A 22,068-nucleotide genomic window follows, 5' to 3' on the forward strand; every position below is an offset into this window, starting at 1 on the left:
CTCTTTTTGTAGTTGTGATATATGTAATACGATATAAACTTATACAATACTGATAAAGAAAGGTGTATACAATGGATAATATGTATATGAACAGAGAATTATCCTGGCTCAAATTCAATGAACGAGTACTGGAAGAAGCAGAAAATCCATCTGTGCCGTTATGTGAAAGGCTGACATTTATGTCAATCTATCAGACTAATATGGATGAATTTTTTATGGTGCGTGTGGGTTCACTTTTTGATCAGACATTGCTTCAAAAAGAAATCCGGGAGAATAAGACAGGGATGACTTCTCAGGAACAAGTAGATGCAATATTGAAGCAGACTCGTAAGACAGACTGCCGTAAAGAAGCTGTCTATGACGAACTCATGGAATGTATTGCAAAAGAAGGAATTCAAATTTTAAGATTCCAGGATATTGATTCCGAAGGATGCAAGTATCTGGAAAAATATTTTGATTCAGAGATTGCCCCACTAATTTCGCCAACTGTTGTAGGTAGACGGCAGCCATTCCCATTTCTTCGCAATAAAGAGATATATGCAGTTGTTGTGTTGGAAACAAAGAATAAAAAAGAAAGAATAGGTCTGATTCCATGTACCGGTAGTGTATTTGGCCGTATGGTCAATATTCCTGGCATGCAGGGAAGTTACATATTGACAGAAGAATTAATTTTACATTTTGTATCAAAAATATTCAAGGGCTATAAGATTAAATCAAAATCCCTTATGCGCGTTACAAGAAATGCAGATATTGACGCGGACGCTCTGTATGATGAAGATCTGGATTACCGGGAATTTATGGTAGGTATCATTAAGCAAAGGAAGAAGTTGGCACCAATCCGTCTGGAGCTTTCAAGAGAAATGGATTCTTATGGCATCTCCCTTCTTTGTGATTATCTCGAATTAGGAAAGAATCATGTGTTCAAAACTTCAACACCGCTTGATCTTTCTTTTGTATTTCAGATACAAGATCTTCTTCGAAAAGAAACCAAACTGTTCTTCCCCAAAAGAACATCTCAAAAATCAGATCAGTTTCAGGAAGGAAGAAGTATCATAGAACAGATAAAAGAAGAAGATAAGCTTCTTTCTTATCCTTATGAATCAATTCGCCCTTTCTTACATCTGTTAAACGAAGCCGCAGAAGATAAAGATGTAGTTTCTATCAAGATGACTTTGTACCGTGTGGCAAAGCAAAGTAAAGTGGTAGAGGCATTGATCGAAGCTGCTGAAAATGGCAAAGAAGTAGTAGTATTAGTTGAACTTCGTGCGAGGTTTGATGAAGAAAATAATATTGAATGGTCCAGACGCCTGGAAAATGCAGGATGTCAGGTCATCTATGGACTCGACGGTTACAAAGTGCATTCAAAATTATGTTTGATTACCCGAAAGACCGATAAGCAGATTGAATATATTACACAGATCGGAACCGGAAACTATAACGAAAAAACTTCTAGACTTTATACAGATTTATCATTAATGACATCCAACGTGGATATTGGTATAGAGGCTTCTAATGTTTTTCAGGCACTTGCAAAAGGGGAAGTCATAGAAAAATCCGAACATCTTCTTGTAGCACCCAAATGTCTTCAGAATAAAGTTCTTGAGATGTTGGACGAAGAGATCGCACATGCAAAAAGTGGAGAGGAAGCTTATGCTGGTTTTAAACTGAATTCATTGACTGATAAGAAGATCATCGATAAATTAATAGAAGCATCCAGTGCCGGTGTTAAGATTGATATGATCATTCGAGGAATCTGTTGTCTGATTCCAGGAATTGAAGGAAAGACAGATAATATTCGTATTATCAGTATCGTAGGAAGATTTCTGGAACATTCCAGAATCTATATATTTGGATCTGGTGACCGAAGAAAATACTATATTGCATCTGCAGATTTTATGACCAGGAACACAGTAAGAAGAGTAGAAGTTGCGGCACCAGTCTATGCAGAGCATTTAAAAGAAGAATTGCAGAACATGTTTGATATTATGTTAAATGATAATCAAAAAGCAAGGCAATTGTATCCGGATGGTACATACCGGAGAGTAGAGAATGATCAGAAACCTCTTAATTCACAGGAAAAATTTTATGCAATGGCATATCATGAAGAATAGACACGAACAATGTTGAAACTTGCGAATTCTTTTTCTGTATAACAATAAAAAAATCCTGTACAATAATATCATATTTATTGAATGATAGGAGGATTTGATACAATGCAGGAAAAAGAAGTATCACTGTGCACGTGGATTCATCATATCGCGACAGTTACAGGAATATATGCCGGTTTATACCAGTTAATGACAAAGGAATTGAACTGTTGGAGAAAAGGAGGGCTGATTCTTTTTACATCGTTTCAGTCCTGGGCAGGCATTAAAATCCTTAGAGATGCTGTCACAGGTATTCCCAGATTTCGGCAGGTCTGTGACAGCATACATAATCTAACCAATGATTCAGGGCAAAGGCAAAGAATACTCTGGTTACTGACAATTGCCTGTATTTTTTATAAATGTATGATTCCTTGTCAGTTAGGTTCAAAGTGTTCCGTAAGAATAAAAAGGAGGCATGCATAATCTTCATACTCGCCACATAGATTATTATAAATTCTGCGAGTGGCATTTCTATGAAATCAAATAACGATCATTTCCTTCGAAATAAAATAGCTGAGTTATCCGAATTGCCAAAGGATGTTGTCATGGGAATGCCGGTATTGACTATCCTTGGACAAAATGAATTGTGTCTGGAGAATTATAGAGGAATTATTGAATACACAGATTCTTTAGTACGCATTCAGACAAAAACCGGGCAGATTCGCATCTTTGGAAAAAATCTACATGTCATCTATTATACGAACGACGAGATGAAGGTAAACGGACAGATTTTGTCCGTTGAATATCAGCATTAAAAAGGAGGATATTAAGTTGCTGCCAAAGATCATTCGATACATGAAAGGGTTTATTCGAATACGGGTCACCGGGTACTCAACAGAACGTTTCCTAAATGCATGCTGCCATAAAGGAATTTCGTTATGGGAACTACAGCCGGTGCAAGGCGCTTATGAAATGAATATTTCAATTCAGGGATTCCGACAGTTGAAACCGATTATCAGAAAGACTGGAACAAAAGTGGTAATTGTAAAAAGACTGGGGCTTCCTTTTTTTTTACACAAATATCACAGACGAAGATTTTTCATTGCAGGTGCTTTCATCTGTGTTTGCCTTACCATCTTGATGTCGCATTACATATGGAATATCAACATCACTGGAAATCAGACATATACAGATGATACATTATTGAAATTTCTTGCAGAAAAGAATGTTGCAAATGGAATGCCAAAATCCGAAGTTGATTGTGACCGAATCGTAAAAGATATTCGAAAAGAATATGATGATATCATCTGGGTATCTGCATCAATTCAGGGAAGCCGCCTTATCATTCAAATCAAAGAAAATGAAGATTCTATGGACACTTCTACGATCACATCAGATAATACTACAGAAATATTACCAACCGATATCATAGCTGATCACGACTGTGTTATTACAGAGATTATTTCAAGAAATGGTGTACCGGCTGTAGAAAAAGGAACCGAAGTAAAGCAGGGAGATATTTTGGTGTCCGGTCAGGTTCCTGTCACCGATGATTCTGGTGAAATAATCAGCTATCAATATTACGAAGCAGATGCCGACATTCGTGGACGGACCACAATTGTATATCAAGAAAAGATGCAGATGACATATGAAGAAAAGGAATATCTATCTGTAGAAAAAGAAGAATATTATCTAAGTATTGGTAATTATAGATTACGATTTGCATCTATCCATAATCAGTATGACTCATGGGAAATGCACGGTTGGGAAAAACAGTTAAAGTTTGGGGAAAACTTTTATCTTCCGGTTTTTTATGGAATCAGAGACGCAAAACCGTATAAATCAATCAATAAAAAATATTCAACAAAAGAAGTTCAACAGATATTATCCGATAAATTTGAGGAATATTGTAAGGATTTGGAGAAAAAAGGGGTAGAAATTATTGAGAATGATGTTAAAATATACACAGAGTCTGAAAAGGCCGAGGCACGGGGAACATTAACTGTTATTATGTCGATCGGCACCTCAGCTCCTTCTCAATTATTGGAGATTCCAGTGCAAGAAGAACAAGATGAGTCAGGAGAATAACGAATGGGATTAATGGAAGCAGTCATTGACATACCGGCTGAGCATGAAAAGAATGTATTTGGCCAATTTGATGCTTATGTAAAAAAAATCGAGCGGACACTTCACGTAACTTTAATTGCAAGAGGAGAAAGTGTAAAAATCATGGGAGATGCTGCCAATGTAGAAAGAGCACGAAATGTGCTGGGACAATTGGTGGAATTATCTCGCAGGGGCAACACCATTCAGGAACAGAATGTAGATTATACACTTGCTCTCGTTATGGAAGACAGTGAAGAGAATGTGTTAGAAATCGATAAAGATATTATCTGTCATACCTTACAAGGGAAACCTATCAAACCAAAAACTCTTGGTCAGAAGAAATATGTAGATGCAATACGAAAGCAGATGATTGTATTCGGCCTTGGACCGGCCGGTACAGGAAAGACATATCTTGCCATGGCAATGGCAATTACTGCTTTTAAAAATAATGAAGTAGGAAGAATCATCCTGACACGTCCGGCAATTGAAGCTGGCGAGAAATTAGGATTTCTTCCAGGAGATCTGCAGAGTAAGATTGATCCTTATCTTCGACCACTCTATGATGCCTTGTATCAGATCATGGGAGCAGAGAGTTTTATAAAGAATTCAGAAAAAGGACTGATTGAGGTTGCCCCATTGGCATATATGCGTGGCAGAACTTTAGATAATGCTTTTATTATTCTGGATGAGGCACAGAACACAACGCCAGCGCAGATGAAAATGTTTTTGACGAGAATCGGATTTGGATCTAAGGTTGTAATTACCGGAGATGCCACGCAGAAAGATCTTCCATCCGGACAGATATCTGGACTTGACGTAGCAACATCCGTTGTAAAAAATATTGATGATATAAGTATCTGCCATCTTACCAGTAAAGACGTAGTTCGGCATCCATTGGTACAAAAGATTGTAAAAGCATATGAAGAATATGAGAAACACGAGATTCAAAACCGTAACCGGTCAAAGAACAGAGAGAAGAGGCGAAGATCATGACACTGTATTTTGAAGAAGAAGGCGAAGTAAAGCTTCCGTTGGAATGTCAGCAGATTGCGCAACAGGTGGTTGAAGCTGCCTTAGATTATGTGGGATGTCCGTATGAGGCTGAAGTGAATCTCTTGCTTACAATGAATGAACAGATTCATGAGATGAATCTGCAGTTTCGTGGGATTGATCGTCCTACAGACGTATTGTCTTTTCCATTGATTGATTATCCAATTCCTGGTGAATTCGATTTTCTGGAAGAAAGAGATGATTGTTTTAATCCGGAATCAGGAGAACTTTCTCTGGGCGATATCGTTATCTCTAAAGAAAAGGTTCTGACTCAGGCAGAAGAATATGGTCATTCTGTGTTGCGAGAATATGCTTTTTTAATTGCTCATTCTGTGTTACACTTAACTGGTTATGACCATATGGAAGATGAGGAACGTCAGATTATGGAAGAAAAACAGAATGAGATCATGAATATATTAAATATTTTACGATAAGATGGAGTTATTATGGCAAAACAACAAAGTAGAAAAGAAAAAAATTTTCTGGTTCAGGGTTCTATCCTGGCAATTGCCGGGGTAATCACTAAGCTGATTGGAGCAGTTTATAGAATTCCTCTTACCAATATCGTTGGAAGCGAAGGAATGGGGTATTATAACGTTGCATTTTCTATCTATACGGTAGCTTTAATGCTCACCTCATACAGTCTTCCTCTTGCTGTCTCAAAACTGGTATCGGCCAGAATCGCTGTAGGGGAATATCGGAATGCATATAAAGTATTCAAATGTGCCATGGCTTTTGCATTGATTGCAGGAGGGCTGGTTTCTTTAATTATATTTGTGAGTGCAGACTTTATCGCAACAAATATCATGTCCATGGAAATGAGTGTATATGCGTTGCGTGTTCTTGCTCCATGTATACTGATTGTTGCTTTGTTGGGAGTTTTAAGAGGGTTTTTCCAGGGAAATGGCTCCATGGTTCCAACCGCAGTTTCTCAAGTGTTGGAACAGATCGTCAATGCAGTCATGTCTGTTGTTGGCGCATATCTGTTGCTTAGCGCAGGAAAAAATATTGCGGAAACAAGAGGAAATCAATCGTTTGGTCCAGCTTATGCTGCTGCAGGCGGTACCATAGGTACGATTTCTGGTGCATTTTTTGCACTCTTAGTCAGTGCAGTCATTTATTTTGCTTATCAGAAAATATTTAAGCGTAAAATAAGACGTGACCGCTCGCGCCATAGGGAAAATTATAAAAAATTATCCAGAGTTCTTCTCCTCACGATCGCACCAGTCATCCTGAGCGCAACCGTTTATAATATCAGCGACTTTTTAGACACCGCAATCTTTAATAATATTATGGCTGCTCAGGGATATAAGAATGAAGAATATGCCAGTTTAATGGGAATGTTCAGCAGTCAGTACAGTACTTTGGTGAACGTTCCATTATCTGTTGCAAGTTCTCTTGCAGCTTCATTGATTCCAAGCCTTGTTACAACTGTACAGACGGGAAATCGCAAACAGGTACATAATAAGATTCATACGGTTACCAGATTCAATATGATGATTGCAATTCCATGTGCTGCTGGATTTCTAATTCTTGCAAAACCAATTATGGATCTGTTGTTTTACACGGAAGATAATGCAACAGCAGCTCTAATGTTACAGATGGGTTCTATTTCTGTTGTATTTTTCTGCTTGTCCACTGTAACGAATTCTGTGCTTCAGGGACTTGATGACATGATTACTCCTGTCAAAAATGCAGCAATTTCTCTATTAATTCATGTCATATCTCTAATACTGATGATGGTCATCTTCAAATGGAATATCTATGCAGTTGTATTAAGCAAGATTGTTTTTTCTGGTGCTATCTGTATCTTGAATGCTCATTCTCTGAGAGAACGGGTTGGTTATGTTCAAGAAAAGAAACGTACTTTTGTGATTCCAGTGATAGCGTCTGCTATTATGGCTGTGGTGACGATTATTATTCATTTGTTGTTTGAACTATTTGCTGGTGAGAGTATTGCCACAATTATTGCATTACTTGTAGCTGTCGTTACATATGGTGCATCACTTGTATTGCTCGGTGGAGTAACAGAAGAAGAGATGCTGGAAATGCCAAAAGGAACAACCTTAATATCTCTATGCAGAAAATTACATTTGATAAGAGGAGAATACAGATAAAAATGAGACCAGTAAAAAAAGTAGCTTTGCTGCATGATCTGTGTGGCGTCGGAAAAGCTGCACTTATGAATATGATGCCGATATTAAGTGTAATGGGAATTGAAGCATGTCCGATTCCAACAATATTATTATCCACTCATACCGGTGGATACAAAACGCCGGCTATTTCACACATTCCAGGAGATTATATCCGTAATTGTGCTGATCATTATAAAAAAGAACAGATCTCTTTTGATGCTATATTTATCGGTTATCTAGGAAGTGTACAGATCATAGATTCTGTTATCTACTTTATTGAACAATTTCCAGATACCATGGTAATATTCGATCCAATCATGGGCGATCATGGACAGTATTATTCTAATTTTGATGCTTCTTATGGAAAGGCTATGAGAAAACTGCTGCCTTATGCAGATGTTATTCTCCCTAATTTAACGGAATGTTATCTTTTAACCGGGAAAGAATATCAGATTACTGGAAACCATCGAAATGTCTTGCCATTATGTAAGGAATTGCGTAAATACGGAAATTTTGATATGGTTATCACCAGTGTCCCAAAAGATGACTGTAAAAAAGGAATTGTACTTTATGAAGATAACGCATTCCTATATATTGGAAATGGTGAAGTTTTAAGTGAATATCATGGCACTGGGGACGCGTTTGACGGAATGTTTTTGTCAAAACTACTTCAGGGTTATTCATTGTTAGAAAGTGTACAGGCTTCCCATGCTTTTGTATGTGCGTGCATTCAGGAAAGCCAAAAATTCGATTATCCTGAACGAGAGGGTCTCTTGATCGAAAAAACTTTGCGTAGACTTGTATAAATCAGGAATTTTCAGCCAATACTGTACTAAAAAAGGAGTTGTCCTTATGAAAAATAAGTATGGTATTGGTTTTTTTGTAGTCATGATCATTGCTTTTGTTTTAATCGCAGGAGCTTATCAATCAAGTTATCAAAGATCAAAAGAACTTGCTCAATCAAAAGTTACCGAAGAAAAAACAGAGAAAGCGGCAACATCTCTGGAACCTTCTGTTGCAACGGAAGGACAGGCACTTAAAGATGACTGTTTTTATCTGATGGAAGTTAATGGATATGTAGTCGTATATTTAAGTGATAAGAAGACGCCTTATGAATATACAGATATTTTATATGATGAACTTCCAGGCACTCTGCGTGAAGAAATAAAAAATGGAAAATATATCGAAGACACCGAAGCTTTATATGGATTCCTGGAAAATTATTCCAGCTAATATACTCTTTACGATAAATCTAACATTTTGGAAAAAGAAAAGCAGTGGACTTCTAGGAAAAGATAGTGTAAGATAAGTATCGTAATTTCTTAGAAACCAGATAAGGAAGGACAAAAGATATGGACGAAAAAAAAATCGCAAGAATTAATGAATTATATCACAAATCGAAAGCCGAAGGATTGACAATCGCCGAACAGAAAGAACAACAAATATTACGAAGAGAGTATATTGACTCATTTAAGCGCAACCTTCGCAGCCAGCTTAATAACATTTCCATCAAGGAAGCGGATGGAACAATTACAGATTTGGGTGAGAAATTTGGAAACCAAAAAGGAAATTAGAAAAAAGATTAGCCGACTGAGACAGGAATTGGATCCTCTTATATGGCAACAAAAAACAGAATCCATCGCATCAGCGGTGATTTCCCATCCGTGGTTTAGAGAGACAACCGATATTTATAGCTATGTTGATTGCCATGGAGAAACCGGTACAACTAAGATAATAGAAGAAGCCTGGCGATTGGGGAAAAATGTTTGGGTTCCGAAAGTTATTGGCGCTGAAATGATTTTCTGTCATATCAGCAGTATACAAGAGCTGCGGACAGGGGCATATGGCATATTGGAACCAGAAACAGACTGGATATCTGAAGGGACCGAGGGATTGATGATCATACCGGGAGTCGCTTTTGACAGCAGCTTCCATCGAATTGGTTATGGCGGTGGTTATTATGACCGATATCTTGCCGCACATCCAAGACTTCGTACAATGGCCATTGCCTTTGATTTTCAGATTTTTCAACAGATTCCTCATGAGACACATGATATCCAGCCGGAAGTACTGATTACAGAGACAAAAATATGCCAGAGAGAATACTATGAGGAGTAAGTGATATGCAGACAGGATTACCAAAAGATCCTATGCTTTTGCTGAGTGTGGTAAATACGAAAATCAGAGATTATTACCATACTCTGGATGCATTATGCGAGGACATGAATGTAGAAAAAGATGAGATTATATGCAAACTGAAAGGAATTGATTATGAATATGACGAATCAAAACATCAATTTGTCTAATGAGATACCGGATAAGGAACCTGAGCGTCAATATTATTACATAGAAAAAGCCAAAGAATATATTCAAAAAAAATCCCAGGAGATTGGACGACCGCTTACCTTTTGTGTAACCACATTTGGTTGTCAGATGAATGCCAGGGATTCCGAAAAATTACGCGGAATTCTATTGGAAATCGGCTATATAGAAGCATCTGAAGATATCGCCGATTTTGTTATCTACAATACCTGTACCGTTCGTGAAAATGCAAATACACGAGTTTATGGACGTTTGGGACAGTTGAAGCCAAGGAAGAAAAAGAATCCTAATATGATGATCGGTCTGTGTGGATGTATGATGCAGGAACCGGAAGTTGTGGAAAAGCTTAAGAAAAGTTATGGTTTTATTGATATTATTTTTGGGACTCATAACATTTTTAAATTCGCAGAACTAATCGTAACACGTCTGGAATCCCAGCGTATGATCATTGACATCTGGAAAGATACAGATCAAATCGTAGAAGATCTTCCAAATGAACGAAAATATTTCTTTAAGTCCGGAATTAACATTATGTTTGGCTGCAATAATTTCTGCAGTTATTGTATCGTCCCATATGTCAGAGGAAGAGAACGCAGCCGTGAACCCCAGGCAATCATTCGTGAAATTGAGCGATTGGTTGCAGACGGTGTAGTGGAGGTTATGCTGTTAGGTCAGAATGTAAATTCCTATGGTAAGAATCTGGAACAGCCGATTACATTTGCGCAGCTTCTCCAGGAAATTGAAAAGATTGACGGTCTTGAAAGAATTCGTTTTATGACTTCACATCCGAAGGATCTGTCTGATGAATTGATTGAAGTCATGGGAAATTCGAAAAAAATCTGTAAACATTTGCACTTGCCGGTTCAATCAGGCAGTACCAGAATACTTCAAAAAATGAATCGCAGATATACAAAAGAACAGTACCTGGAATTAGTAGATAAGATTCGGAAAGCTGTACCAGATATATCTCTGACAACAGATATTATTGTCGGTTTTCCGGGTGAAACAGAAGAAGATTTTCAAGAGACGCTTGATATTGTACGCAAAGTCCGCTACGATAGCGCGTTTACTTTCATCTATTCAAAAAGAACAGGAACTCCGGCTGCAGTCATGGAAGACCAGATACCGGAAGACGTAATCAAAGATCGTTTCGATCGTCTGCTGAATGAAGTGCAGACCATTGCATCGGAAGTATGTGCTGTTCATGAAGGAACTACTCAGCAAGTTTTGGTGGAATCTGTCAGTGAACATGACAGTTCAATGGTAACCGGACGTCTAAGTAACAATCTCCTGGTACATTTTGCAGGAAGTGAAGAATTAATAGGACAGCTGATAGACGTACATTTGACAGAATGCAAGGGCTTTTACTATCTCGGAGAGAAAATCTAGTCAAGAAATATATACCACCTATATTATGAATCAAAAACGCTCACACTATGTATGAACAACAAAGTGAGGGCGTTTTTTATGAGAAAATTAAGTGAGTATTTATTCTTATGGACTCTGGGAGGAAGTATATATTATCTGTTTGAAGTCGCATTTCGAGGTTTTTCCCACTGGACCATGTTTATACTAGGTGGAATCTGTCTTGTGTTTTTTACTATACAAGGCCAAATGGTTCATTGGAAAGATCCTTTATGGCGCCAGCTTCTTCGTTGTGTGATCTTTGTCACTGCAATGGAGTTCATTACCGGGATCATCGTTAATAAATGGATGAACTGGAAAGTCTGGGATTATTCCGATCAACCTTTTCAGTTGTTTGGACAGATTTGTCTGCCTTTTGTAATCATATTTTCAGGACTATGTGTCTGTGGAATTTTTCTGGGAGGTTATCTCTCTTATTGGTTATATGGTGAAGAAAAGCCTTATTACCATGTATTATAAATGAGAAATTCTATCTTTCTTATTTTGAGAAGAAATGATATAATAAAATGTAAAAATGTTAGCAAAAGAGGAGAATTAACGTGGCGGAATTAACACCAATGATGCAGCAATATATGGAGACAAAAAAGGAATATCCTGACTGCATCTTGTTTTATAGATTGGGAGATTTTTATGAGATGTTCTTTGATGATGCAATTACTGCATCCAGGGAACTTGAAATTACATTAACCGGAAAAAACTGTGGCCTTGAGGAACGTGCACCAATGTGTGGCGTTCCTTATCATGCTGTAGATGGTTACTTGAACCGCCTTGTATCTAAAGGTTATAAAGTTGCTATCTGTGAACAGATGGAAGATCCAGCCACAGCAAAAGGACTGGTCAAAAGAGACGTTGTTCGTATTGTGACGCCAGGAACTAATCTGGACACACAGTCATTAGATGAAACGAAAAATAATTATATTATGTGCGTTGTCTATATAGCCGATCGTTATGGATTATCAGTAGCGGATGTTACAACCGGAGAATATCTGGTGACAGAATTAGGTGACAGCGAAAAATTATTTGATGAAATCTATAAATTTATGCCCTCAGAGCTGATATGCAATGAGGCTTTTTATATGAGTGGCATGGATCTGGAACTATTAAAAGAAAAGTTAGGCATCACAATCTATTCTTTGGATGCATGGTATTTTGATGATGCCATCTGTCAGCGGACTTTAAAAGAGCATTTTCATGTGAATGTAGTGGAAGGTCTGGGACTTGCGGATTATGACTGTGGAGTCATTGCAGCTGGAGCACTGCTTCAATATCTGCTGGAAACACAAAAAAGAGATTTATCTCATATTACCAAATTATCTGTATATGCTTCTGGAAAATATATGCTTCTGGACAGTTCAACAAGACGAAACTTAGAACTATGCGAGACATTACGAGAAAAGCAGAAAAGAGGATCTTTACTCTGGGTACTGGATAAAACTAAAACGGCTATGGGAGCGCGAACTCTGCGTAAATATATTGAACAGCCATTGATTGATCGCAAAGAAATCGAACGTCGACTGGATGCTGTAGATGAGTTGAAGAATAACGCAATCTCACGGGAAGAAATACGAGAATATCTTTCTCCAATCTATGATCTGGAACGATTGGTCTGCAAGATTACTTATCAGTCTGCGAACCCAAGAGATCTGATTGCATTTGAAAGCTCATTGTCCATGCTTCCGCATATAAAATACATTCTTCAGGAAATGAAAGCACCACTCTTACACGAGATCTATGAAAATCTTGATACATTGGAGGAATTGTGCGATCTGATTCAAACAGCAATTCAGGATGATCCGCCACTTGCTATGAAAGAAGGCGGAATCATAAAAGATGGTTACAATGAAGAAGTAGACCGACTCCGATCAGCAAAATCAGATGGTAAAGAATGGCTTGCAAAATTGGAAGCAGATGAGCGAGAAAAGACAGGCATTAAAAACCTTCGTATTCGTTATAATAAAGTATTTGGTTATTATCTGGAAGTTACCAATTCTTTCAAGAATCTGGTGCCTGATTATTATACTCGTAAGCAGACACTTGCAAACGCTGAACGATATATCATACCAGAATTAAAAGAACTTGAAGATACTATTTTAGGTGCAGAAGACAGACTGTATGCATTAGAATATCAGCTTTATTGCGAAGTACGCGATCAGATTGCAAAAGAAATTCTTAGAATTCAAAGTACTGCTCATGCCATCGCACAACTTGATACATTTGCCTCAATGGCGTTGGTCGCCGAGAGAAATCAATATGTAAGGCCTAAGATCAATGAAAAAGGTGTGATCAATATCAAAGATGGACGTCATCCAGTTGTAGAGAAGATGATTCCAAATGACATGTTTATCGCCAATGATACTTACCTGAATGATAAGAAAAACCGTATTTCAATTATTACTGGTCCTAATATGGCAGGAAAATCTACATATATGCGTCAAACAGCGTTGATTGTATTAATGGCACAGATTGGATCTTTTGTTCCGGCTGCCAGTGCAGACATCGGACTGGTAGATCGTATTTTCACCCGAGTCGGAGCCTCTGATGACCTGGCTAGTGGACAAAGTACTTTTATGGTAGAAATGACAGAAGTTGCTAATATTTTAAGAAATGCGACGAATAAAAGCCTTTTGATTCTTGATGAGATTGGGCGAGGGACCAGTACCTTTGACGGATTAAGTATTGCCTGGGCAGTGATCGAACATATCAGCAACAGTAAGCTATTAGGAGCAAAGACACTTTTTGCAACCCATTATCACGAACTTACAGAACTAGAAGGCAAAATTGATAATGTAAATAATTACTGTATCGCTGTCAAAGAAAAAGGAGATGATATCATCTTTCTTCGTAAAATTGTAAAAGGAGGCGCAGATAAGAGCTATGGAATTCAGGTGGCAAGACTTGCCGGAGTGCCGGATTCTGTGATTCAGCGTGCGAAAGAAATCGTAGAGGAACTGGTTCATGCAGATATTACAGAGCGTATCAAAGATATAGCATCTCATGGACATGAACAACCTAAAGCGAAGCCAAAACATTATGATGAAGTAGACCTGGCACAGATGTCTCTGTTCGATACTGTAAAAGATGATGATGTAATTGATGAAATCAAAAGTCTTGATATCAGTAATCTGACACCGATTGAAGCTTTAAATACCTTATACCAATTACAGAACAAACTAAAAAACAGGTGGTAAAACATGAGCAAGATACACGTATTAGATTCGGTAACCATTGATAAAATCGCAGCAGGAGAAGTTATTGAACGTCCCGCGTCTGTTGTGAAAGAATTGGTTGAAAATGCCATTGATGCAGGTGCTACAGCAATTGTTGTGGAAATCCAGGATGGGGGGATCGATTTGATCCGCATTGCTGATAATGGATGCGGAATCGGAAAAGAAGATGTTCCAAATGCATTTTTGAGACATTCCACCAGCAAGATTCGCTCTGTTGATGATCTGGTACACATCGGTTCTCTCGGATTCCGCGGAGAGGCGTTGTCCAGTATTGCAGCAGTTTCTCAGGTAGAATTGATTACAAAGACAAAAGAACAGACCTTTGGAACACTTTACCGCATCTCCGGCGGAAAGGAAGAGGAGCTGGATGATACAGGAGCAAAAGATGGAACTACATTTTTGATTCGACAACTCTTTTATAATACACCAGCAAGAAGAAAATTTTTAAAAACTCCTATGACAGAAGCAAGCCATGTTGGTGACTTAATGACAAAAATGGCATTGTCTCACCCTGAGATATCATTTCAGTTCATCAATAATCAGCAATCCAAGCTGCATAGTTCAGGTAATGGCAATTTGAAAGATGTCATTTATCATGTCTACGGCCGAGAGATTGCATCGAATCTTCTGAAAGCAGACTATGAGTCTAATGGAATAAAGATTACAGGATTTCTGGGAAAACCGATAATTTCAAGAGGTAACCGTAATTTTGAAAATTATTTTATTAATGGAAGATATGTAAAAAGTACTATTATTTCAAAAGCTATTGAAGATGCATATAAAGACTTCACCATGCAGCATAAATATCCTTTTACCGTTCTTCATATTGAAATTGATGGAGAACATGTGGATGTCAATGTGCATCCGACTAAGATGGAATTACGTTTTAATAATCAACAGGAGGTTTATAATGCAGTATATACTGCAGTTGATCAGGGACTGCATGCTCAAGAGCTGATTCCTCACGTGGAAGTGTCCATACCAAAAGCGGATCCACCAGTTACACCGCCTATGCCAAAGGAAGTAAAGAACAATGTACCCATGCGTACTGTCCCGGCAAAGTCAACTGAGACAAAAAAAAGTTCATCTGCCCCGCAGCAAGAACGAAATCTCGATTATTTTATGTCAAAGATGCGGGAGCGTGTGCAATCGTATCATAATCAGAATTCTTCTGCGGAAGTTGTTGATCAGAAAAAGATCTTCAAGCCAGAGATACAGGTAGACAGGATTCGTGAAACAGTAAGTTACGCGAAAAAGGAAGAAGAAGCAAAACAATTAGACTTCTTTGAAGAAAAGTTATTAACCAAAGAAGCGAAAAATGAATATAAACTAATTGGACAAGTATTTGAGACATACTGGCTGGTCGAATTCCATGACAATCTCTATATTATAGATCAGCATGCGGCCCACGAAAGAGTTCTGTATGAAAGAACTCTAAAAAGTATGAAGACAAGAGAATTCACATCTCAGATGATCAGTCCTCCGATTGTATTAGATCTAAGCATGCAGGAAGCTGAATTATTGAACCGCTATATGGATCAGTTCACACGGATTGGATTTGAATTTGAGGAATTTGGGCAAGAATCTTATGCTGTCAGAGCAGTTCCGGATAACCTATTTGGAATTGCCAAAAAAGATCTGTTATTACAGATGTTGGATAGTCTTTCTGATGAAATTCACCGTAATCTTTCGCCGGATATGATTGATGAAAAAGTTGCTTCCATGTCATGTAAGGCTGCTGTAAAAGGAAATATGAAATTATCTGCAGATGAAGTAGATTCGCTGATTGGCGAACTTTTGACATTGGAGAATCCATACCATTGCCCACATGGACGGCCAACGATTATTGCAATGAGTAAACGAGAGTTAGAGAAAAAATTTAAAAGGATTGTTTGAATATGAAAAAATCATTAGTAGTTCTAACCGGGCCTACGGCTGTCGGAAAGACCAAAGCATCTATTGGACTTGCAAAAGCAATCGGCGGAGAGATCATATCTGCAGATTCCATGCAGGTATATAAACACATGGACATTGGTTCCGCGAAAATTCGGCAGGATGAAATGCAGGGTATTCCTCATTATCTTGTAGATGAACTGGAACCTTGGGAAGAATTTCATGTAGTACGATTTCAACAGATGGCCAAAAAAGCAATGGAAGAAATCTATTCTCACCACCATATTCCAATCATTGTAGGCGGTACTGGTTTTTATATTCAGGCGTTGCTTTATGATATTGATTTTTCGGAAAATGATGGAGATTTATCCTATCGTCATGAATTGGAAGAATATGCAAGAACATACGGCAATGAAAAACTTCATGAGCGTTTGCTTGATGTTGATCCTAATGCTGCTAAAGAAATTCATGCGAATAATGTAAAACGTGTCATTCGTGCTCTGGAATTTTATTATCAGACAGGAGCGCGCATTTCTGAACATAATGAAAAGGAACGCCAAAAAGAATCACCATATTGTTTTAAGTATTTTGTGCTGAATGATGACCGACAGAATCTATATCACCGCATTGATCAAAGAGTTGATCAAATGCTTCAGGACGGATTGGTAGAAGAAGTAGCACATTTGAAGGAGATGGGATGTACCAGAGAGATGGTATCCATGCAAGGGCTAGGTTACAAAGAAATTCTTGATTATCTGGAAGGTGCCTGCAGTATAGAAGAAGCTATTTACAAAATAAAACGTGACACAAGACATTTCGCAAAACGTCAGCTTACCTGGTTCAAACGCGAAAGACAGGTAAGCTGGATTAATAAGAAAGATTATAACTACGATGAGGAAAAAATATTACATGAGATGATAAAATCTTTGGAAGGAGTCATATGTTAAGAAGATTATTTGGCAGATCTGCTTTTTTAAAAAAGATGAATATATTAATGGAAGTCTATGCACAGTCACAAAATACATCTTCTACTTATAAACAGTTAATGGAATTAAAGCCATTAATCCGTACGGAAGGAGAAGAAGCCTGGTTCCAGCTAAATCGCGCTTCTTTGTTATATGATATGAAACGTTATCGAGAGGCAGCGGATGTGATTGTTGAAATCCAGCCAATAAATCCAGAGTTTAACGCACAGTGCGCAATTGTAAAAACAAAAATTCTGGAAGCATTATAGAGTATTGTAAAAATGGAAAGGGAATATTATGTTAGATGAAAAAGAACATTTATATAAAGAAATTGGCATTCAGCCTAAAGTACTGGAATTTGGTCAGGCCATAGAGGCTGATTTGAAAGAACGCTTTGAAAACATTGATCAGATTGCGGAGTATAATCAACTGAAGGTCATCCGCGCAATGCAGGAAAACAGGGTAGATGCCACATGCTTTAATTATGCCAGTGGATATGGGTATGATGACTATGGTCGTGATACACTGGAAAAAGTATATGCTTCTGTGTTTCATACAGAAAGTGCGTTGGTACGTCCACAGATTACTTGTGGCACACATGCTTTGGCTCTGGCACTTAGTGCGAATCTAAGACCGGGAGATGAACTTCTCTCCATTGCCGGGAAACCATATGATACTTTAGAAGAAGTAATTGGAATTCGTCCGTCGAATGGTTCACTTGCTGAATATGGTATCACTTATGCCCAAGTAGATCTATTGGAAGATGGTAGCTTTGATTATGATAATATTCGCAAAGCTATCAATGAACACACCAAGATTGCTACGATCCAGCGTTCCAAAGGTTATCAGACACGTCCAAGTTTCTCTGTAAAACAAATTGGGGAAGCAATTGCTTTTGTTAAAAAGATTAATCCCGATATCATCTGCATGGTAGACAATTGTTACGGTGAGTTTGTGGAAATTATTGAACCAAGTGATGTGGGTGCAGATATGGTCGTTGGTTCTTTGATTAAGAATCCGGGAGGTGGACTTGCTCCAATTGGCGGTTATATTGCTGGTCGAAAAGACTTGATTGATTCTTGCGGTTATCGGTTGACATCACCTGGATTAGGAAAAGAAGTTGGTGCATCCCTCGGTATTATGCGCTCTTTTTATCAAGGATTATTCCTTGCACCTACCGTTGTAGCAGGTGCACTGAAGGGTGCAATTTTTGCTGCAAATATTTATGAGAAATTGGGATACCATGTGGTCCCGAACGGCACGGAAAGTCGTCATGATATTATTCAGGCTGTAGAATTCGGTATTCCAGAAGGAGTCATTGCATTCTGTAAAGGAATTCAGGCGGCTGCACCAGTTGATTCTTATGTTACCCCAGAGCCATGGGCAATGCCGGGGTATGACAGTGATGTGATTATGGCGGCAGGAGCTTTCGTGCAAGGTTCCTCCATTGAATTGAGCGCTGATGGTCCGATCAAGCCACCTTATGCTGTATATTTTCAGGGAGGATTGACCTGGCCGCATGCAAAACTTGGAATACTGATGTCTCTGGAATATCTGGTCCGAGAAGGAATTGTAACGTTATAAAGTAAGGAGAGCTTATGAAACGAATTGGAATTATCGGTGGTGGTGCCTCGGGAATTATTGCAGCGATCTCAGCCGCCAGATCAGACAGTCATACACAAGTTTTCATTCTTGAACATAAAGATACAATTGGGAAAAAGATATTGGCAACGGGTAATGGACGATGCAATCTGACAAACCAGATAATGGAGGCTACCTGTTACCATAGTGAAAATATTTCCTTTGTAGAAGAAGTTCTGAACCGTTTTGGATATCAGGCAACACTGGATTTTTTTCATTCTCTTGGGCTGATTACCAAATCTCGTGGGAATTATATATATCCCCGTTCTGACCAGGCATCATCCGTATTAGACCTATTGATACTGGAACTGAAACGACTAGAGGTACAGATATATACCGGTGTTCATGTAACAAAACTGGAAAAAAGTAAAAGGGGATTTCGCGTATATACAAAAGAACAGACGTTCCGGGCTGATAAAGTAATTCTTGCCTGCGGTGGAAAGGCATCCAGTGCATTGGGTTCTGATGGGAGTGGATATTCACTGGCCAGATCTATGGGACATTCAATCATACCGGTGTTTCCCGCATTGGTTCAGTTGAAAGTACAGAAGCATCCATTTGCCAAGGCCTCTGGTGTACGCACAGATGCAAGAGTGACCGCCTATGTCAGTGGAAATGAACTGGGTTCTGACACAGGTGAATTACAGATTACGGCATATGGAATTTCTGGAATTCCCGTATTCCAGATCAGTCGTTACATTGCAAATGGATTGTATAACAAACAAAATACAGAAGTGCATATCGATTTTTTGCCAGATATAACACACAGTGAATTCAGGGATTTTCTCTTTGAACGAAAAAACGGGCATGAAGATATGTATATTGGTGATTATCTGACAGGAATATTCAACAAGAAATTAATTCCAAGATTATTAGAACAGGCGCATATTCGTATCCAGACAAAAGTTGGTGATCTCACGCAAAAACAATTACAAACTTTTGTGGATACGTGCAAGAAAACTGTCTTAACCATTTCGGATACGAATGGATTTGAAAATGCCCAGATTTGCGCTGGTGGTGTGTGTACCGAAGAAATATATTCTGCAACAATGGAATCTAAATATGTAGAAGGTCTTTATCTGACAGGAGAATTGCTTGATGTAGACGGTATCTGTGGAGGATATAATCTTCAATGGGCATGGGCAACAGGATATCTGGCCGGTGGCTCTGCCGCATCTTGATCATTACTTCGAAAGGAGAGACATGTATGATAAGAATCAATCAATTGAAATTAGATATTCACCACTCAGAGGCGGATCTAAAAGCGAAGATTCTCAAAACCCTTCGCATAAAGGAGGATGCGCTTCTTTCTTATTCTATTCAGAAGCAGTCTATAGATGCCCGTAAAAAACCGGATCTTTTTTATGTCTATGCGATAGATGTTATAGTAAAAAATGAATCAGCTCTGAAAAAGCACATAAAAAATAAGAACATCTTATTTCGAGAGAAGCCAATTCCTTATACAGTGCATGTAACTGGGACTGAAAAACTATCCTGTCGTCCTGTTATCATTGGCACCGGTCCTGCCGGACTTTTCTGCGGATATCAACTGGCATTACTCGGATATCGTCCAATTCTTCTGGAACGCGGAGCATCTGTAGATGAGCGAATCGCAGATGTAGATAGATTCTGGGAAAAAGGAATATTGAATTTAAATTCTAATGTTCAATTCGGGGAAGGTGGCGCAGGAACTTTTTCAGATGGAAAACTGAATACTCTAGTGCATGATTCACAAGGCCGCAATACTCGCGTCCTTGAAATCTTCGTAGAACAGGGTGCGCCAAAAGAAATTTTATATCAGAATAAACCGCATATCGGAACGGATATTCTGGCCAGGGTTGTAAAGAATATAAGAGCATTTATCCTTTCTCATGGAGGAGAAGTCCATTTTCACACACAAGTAGTGGATATTCAGACTGAAACTTATAATGGTCAAAAAAAACTGACTGCATTAAAGGTTAAGAATTTGTTAGACGGAACATTCAGCATCCTAAATACAAATCTTGCTGTACTTGCGATAGGACATAGTGCAAGGGATACATTTTCTATGCTTTATAAAAATGGTATTCCAATGGATGCAAAGTCTTTTGCTGTCGGTATTCGAATGGAGCATCCTCAAGAAATGATTAATCAGAATCAATATGGAGAGAGGTATTCCAAAGACCTTCCTGCCGCTGCATATAAATTAACTGCCAATCTCCCCAACGGAAGAGGCGTGTATACTTTCTGCATGTGTCCCGGCGGATACGTTGTCAATGCATCTTCGGAATCCGGTCGCCTGGCGGTAAATGGAATGAGTTATCATGCAAGAGATGGACGTAATGCCAACAGTGCCGTCATTGTAACAGTAACACCGGAGGACTACGGAGCTGAAAATGCTCTTTCAGGTGTGGAATTTCAACGAAGACTAGAAGAGAAAGCTTATCAAGCTGGTTCTGGAAAAATTCCAGTACAATTGTTTGCTGATTTCTGTCAAAATCTCCCATCAAAAGAACCGGGAAATATTACTCCGCAGATGAAAGGGGATTACACTTGGACTAACGTAAGAGCCATTTTTCCGGAAGAACTTGCCGCTTCGCTGGAAGACGGTATTAAGACCTTTGAAACCAAGCTTTCCGGGTATTCTCGCCCGGATGCTGTCATTTCGGGCGTGGAGAGCCGTACATCATCTCCGGTGCGTATTCACCGTGATGATACTATGCAAAGTGATTTGTGTGGGCTATATCCTTGTGGAGAAGGTGCTGGCTATGCCGGAGGTATTACATCTGCTGCTATGGATGGCCTAAAAGTTGCAGAATCCATCGCCCAAAAATACCAAATTTTCGACAATTAGTCGAAATGCTTAAGAAATTTTTAATGGGATAAGTCTATACACTGATTCTGAAATATGATAAAATGTAGTGAGTTTTTTAGATAGAGAAAAACGAGGAGGAGTACATATGAAGGGAACAGGAAGCAAGAATGCCTGGTCTTTATTTCTGTTATTATTAACAGGAATTGTGTTGGGAGGTTTTATTGGAATGCTGGCTGAAGGCACTCCAGCTCTTGGTTGGCTGGCCTATGGGCAGTCCTTTGGACTTGAAGAACCGATTGTCCTGAATCTTGGGATACTGGTTCTGACATTTGGCCTTTCCATCAAGATTACCATCGCAAGTATTATTGGCATGATTCTTGCTATTATCATTTATCGTTTCTTATAACTTCTATTATGAGTGTC

The 22,068-nt window shown here is 38.6% G+C and carries 21 protein-coding genes; all 21 read left to right on the top strand.

From position 1 onward, the window contains the following. The first annotated feature begins 71 nt into the window (after positions 1–71). Positions 72–2,111 (top strand): polyphosphate kinase 1, encoded by a 2,040-nt coding sequence (gene ppk1, locus JQM81_RS00005; protein ID WP_268826396.1) that lies wholly within the window; start codon positions 72–74, stop codon positions 2,109–2,111. A gap of 509 nt (positions 2,112–2,620) precedes the next feature. Further along, entirely contained in the window at positions 2,621–2,902 is a 282-nt protein-coding gene (yqfC, locus tag JQM81_RS00010) for a sporulation protein YqfC (RefSeq protein WP_235231424.1), read from the top strand. Positions 2,903–2,918: 16 nt separating this feature from the next. Next, positions 2,919–4,175, top strand: a complete 1,257-nt coding sequence (locus JQM81_RS00015) for a sporulation protein YqfD (protein ID WP_235231425.1) — start codon at positions 2,919–2,921, stop codon at positions 4,173–4,175. Positions 4,176–4,178: 3 nt separating this feature from the next. Continuing rightward, positions 4,179–5,186 carry a PhoH family protein gene (locus JQM81_RS00020; protein ID WP_235231426.1) on the top strand — a complete coding sequence of 336 codons (1,008 nt, stop codon included), beginning with the start codon at positions 4,179–4,181 and terminating at the stop codon, positions 5,184–5,186. Then, positions 5,183–5,677, top strand: a complete 495-nt coding sequence (gene ybeY, locus JQM81_RS00025) for an rRNA maturation RNase YbeY (RefSeq protein WP_235231427.1) — start codon at positions 5,183–5,185, stop codon at positions 5,675–5,677. Before JQM81_RS00020 ends, ybeY begins: the two co-directional genes overlap by 4 nt. A gap of 12 nt (positions 5,678–5,689) precedes the next feature. Continuing rightward, the gene (locus JQM81_RS00030; protein WP_235231428.1) at positions 5,690–7,360 is read left to right on the top strand and encodes a putative polysaccharide biosynthesis protein; all 1,671 of its coding nucleotides are present in this window, start codon (positions 5,690–5,692) and stop codon (positions 7,358–7,360) included. Positions 7,361–7,362: 2 nt separating this feature from the next. Continuing rightward, positions 7,363–8,184 carry a pyridoxamine kinase gene (locus JQM81_RS00035; protein ID WP_235231429.1) on the top strand — a complete coding sequence of 274 codons (822 nt, stop codon included), beginning with the start codon at positions 7,363–7,365 and terminating at the stop codon, positions 8,182–8,184. A 46-nt stretch (positions 8,185–8,230) separates the two neighbouring features. Next, positions 8,231–8,611, top strand: a complete 381-nt coding sequence (locus JQM81_RS00040; RefSeq protein WP_235231430.1) for a hypothetical protein — start codon at positions 8,231–8,233, stop codon at positions 8,609–8,611. Positions 8,612–8,730: 119 nt separating this feature from the next. Further along, positions 8,731–8,952 (top strand): DUF896 domain-containing protein, encoded by a 222-nt coding sequence (locus JQM81_RS00045; protein ID WP_235231431.1) that lies wholly within the window; start codon positions 8,731–8,733, stop codon positions 8,950–8,952. Beyond that, on the top strand, positions 8,921–9,496 hold the full coding sequence (locus JQM81_RS00050) for a 5-formyltetrahydrofolate cyclo-ligase (protein WP_235231552.1): 576 nt from the start codon (positions 8,921–8,923) through the stop codon (positions 9,494–9,496). Before JQM81_RS00045 ends, JQM81_RS00050 begins: the two co-directional genes overlap by 32 nt. A gap of 5 nt (positions 9,497–9,501) precedes the next feature. Next, positions 9,502–9,684 carry a DUF4250 domain-containing protein gene (locus JQM81_RS00055; protein WP_235231432.1) on the top strand — a complete coding sequence of 61 codons (183 nt, stop codon included), beginning with the start codon at positions 9,502–9,504 and terminating at the stop codon, positions 9,682–9,684. Further along, positions 9,650–11,089, top strand: coding sequence for a tRNA (N6-isopentenyl adenosine(37)-C2)-methylthiotransferase MiaB (miaB, locus tag JQM81_RS00060; RefSeq protein ID WP_235231433.1), 1,440 nt, complete (start codon positions 9,650–9,652; stop codon positions 11,087–11,089). Before JQM81_RS00055 ends, miaB begins: the two co-directional genes overlap by 35 nt. A 78-nt stretch (positions 11,090–11,167) precedes the next feature. Then, positions 11,168–11,584, top strand: coding sequence for a putative ABC transporter permease (locus JQM81_RS00065; protein ID WP_235231434.1), 417 nt, complete (start codon positions 11,168–11,170; stop codon positions 11,582–11,584). A gap of 80 nt (positions 11,585–11,664) precedes the next feature. Continuing rightward, positions 11,665–14,313: a DNA mismatch repair protein MutS gene (gene mutS / locus JQM81_RS00070; RefSeq protein WP_331472969.1), complete on the top strand. Its 2,649-nt coding sequence runs from the start codon at positions 11,665–11,667 to the stop codon at positions 14,311–14,313. A 3-nt stretch (positions 14,314–14,316) separates the two neighbouring features. Next, positions 14,317–16,248 carry a DNA mismatch repair endonuclease MutL gene (mutL, locus tag JQM81_RS00075; protein ID WP_235231435.1) on the top strand — a complete coding sequence of 644 codons (1,932 nt, stop codon included), beginning with the start codon at positions 14,317–14,319 and terminating at the stop codon, positions 16,246–16,248. A 2-nt stretch (positions 16,249–16,250) separates the two neighbouring features. Then, positions 16,251–17,192, top strand: coding sequence for a tRNA (adenosine(37)-N6)-dimethylallyltransferase MiaA (miaA, locus tag JQM81_RS00080; RefSeq protein ID WP_235231436.1), 942 nt, complete (start codon positions 16,251–16,253; stop codon positions 17,190–17,192). Continuing rightward, positions 17,186–17,479, top strand: coding sequence for a hypothetical protein (locus tag JQM81_RS00085; RefSeq protein ID WP_235231437.1), 294 nt, complete (start codon positions 17,186–17,188; stop codon positions 17,477–17,479). Before miaA ends, JQM81_RS00085 begins: the two co-directional genes overlap by 7 nt. A 28-nt stretch (positions 17,480–17,507) precedes the next feature. Beyond that, on the top strand, positions 17,508–18,794 hold the full coding sequence (locus tag JQM81_RS00090; protein WP_235231438.1) for an aminotransferase class I/II-fold pyridoxal phosphate-dependent enzyme: 1,287 nt from the start codon (positions 17,508–17,510) through the stop codon (positions 18,792–18,794). Positions 18,795–18,808: 14 nt separating this feature from the next. Then, positions 18,809–20,032 carry an NAD(P)/FAD-dependent oxidoreductase gene (locus JQM81_RS00095; RefSeq protein ID WP_235231439.1) on the top strand — a complete coding sequence of 408 codons (1,224 nt, stop codon included), beginning with the start codon at positions 18,809–18,811 and terminating at the stop codon, positions 20,030–20,032. A 26-nt stretch (positions 20,033–20,058) separates the two neighbouring features. After that, positions 20,059–21,684 carry an NAD(P)/FAD-dependent oxidoreductase gene (locus tag JQM81_RS00100; protein ID WP_235231440.1) on the top strand — a complete coding sequence of 542 codons (1,626 nt, stop codon included), beginning with the start codon at positions 20,059–20,061 and terminating at the stop codon, positions 21,682–21,684. A 106-nt stretch (positions 21,685–21,790) separates the two neighbouring features. Next, positions 21,791–22,051, top strand: a complete 261-nt coding sequence (locus JQM81_RS00105; RefSeq protein WP_235231441.1) for a DUF4321 domain-containing protein — start codon at positions 21,791–21,793, stop codon at positions 22,049–22,051. Positions 22,052–22,068 lie beyond the last annotated feature (17 nt).

This window comes from Faecalicatena contorta (assembly GCF_021531895.1).
In the GTDB taxonomy this organism is placed as follows: domain Bacteria; phylum Bacillota; class Clostridia; order Lachnospirales; family Lachnospiraceae; genus JAFBIX01.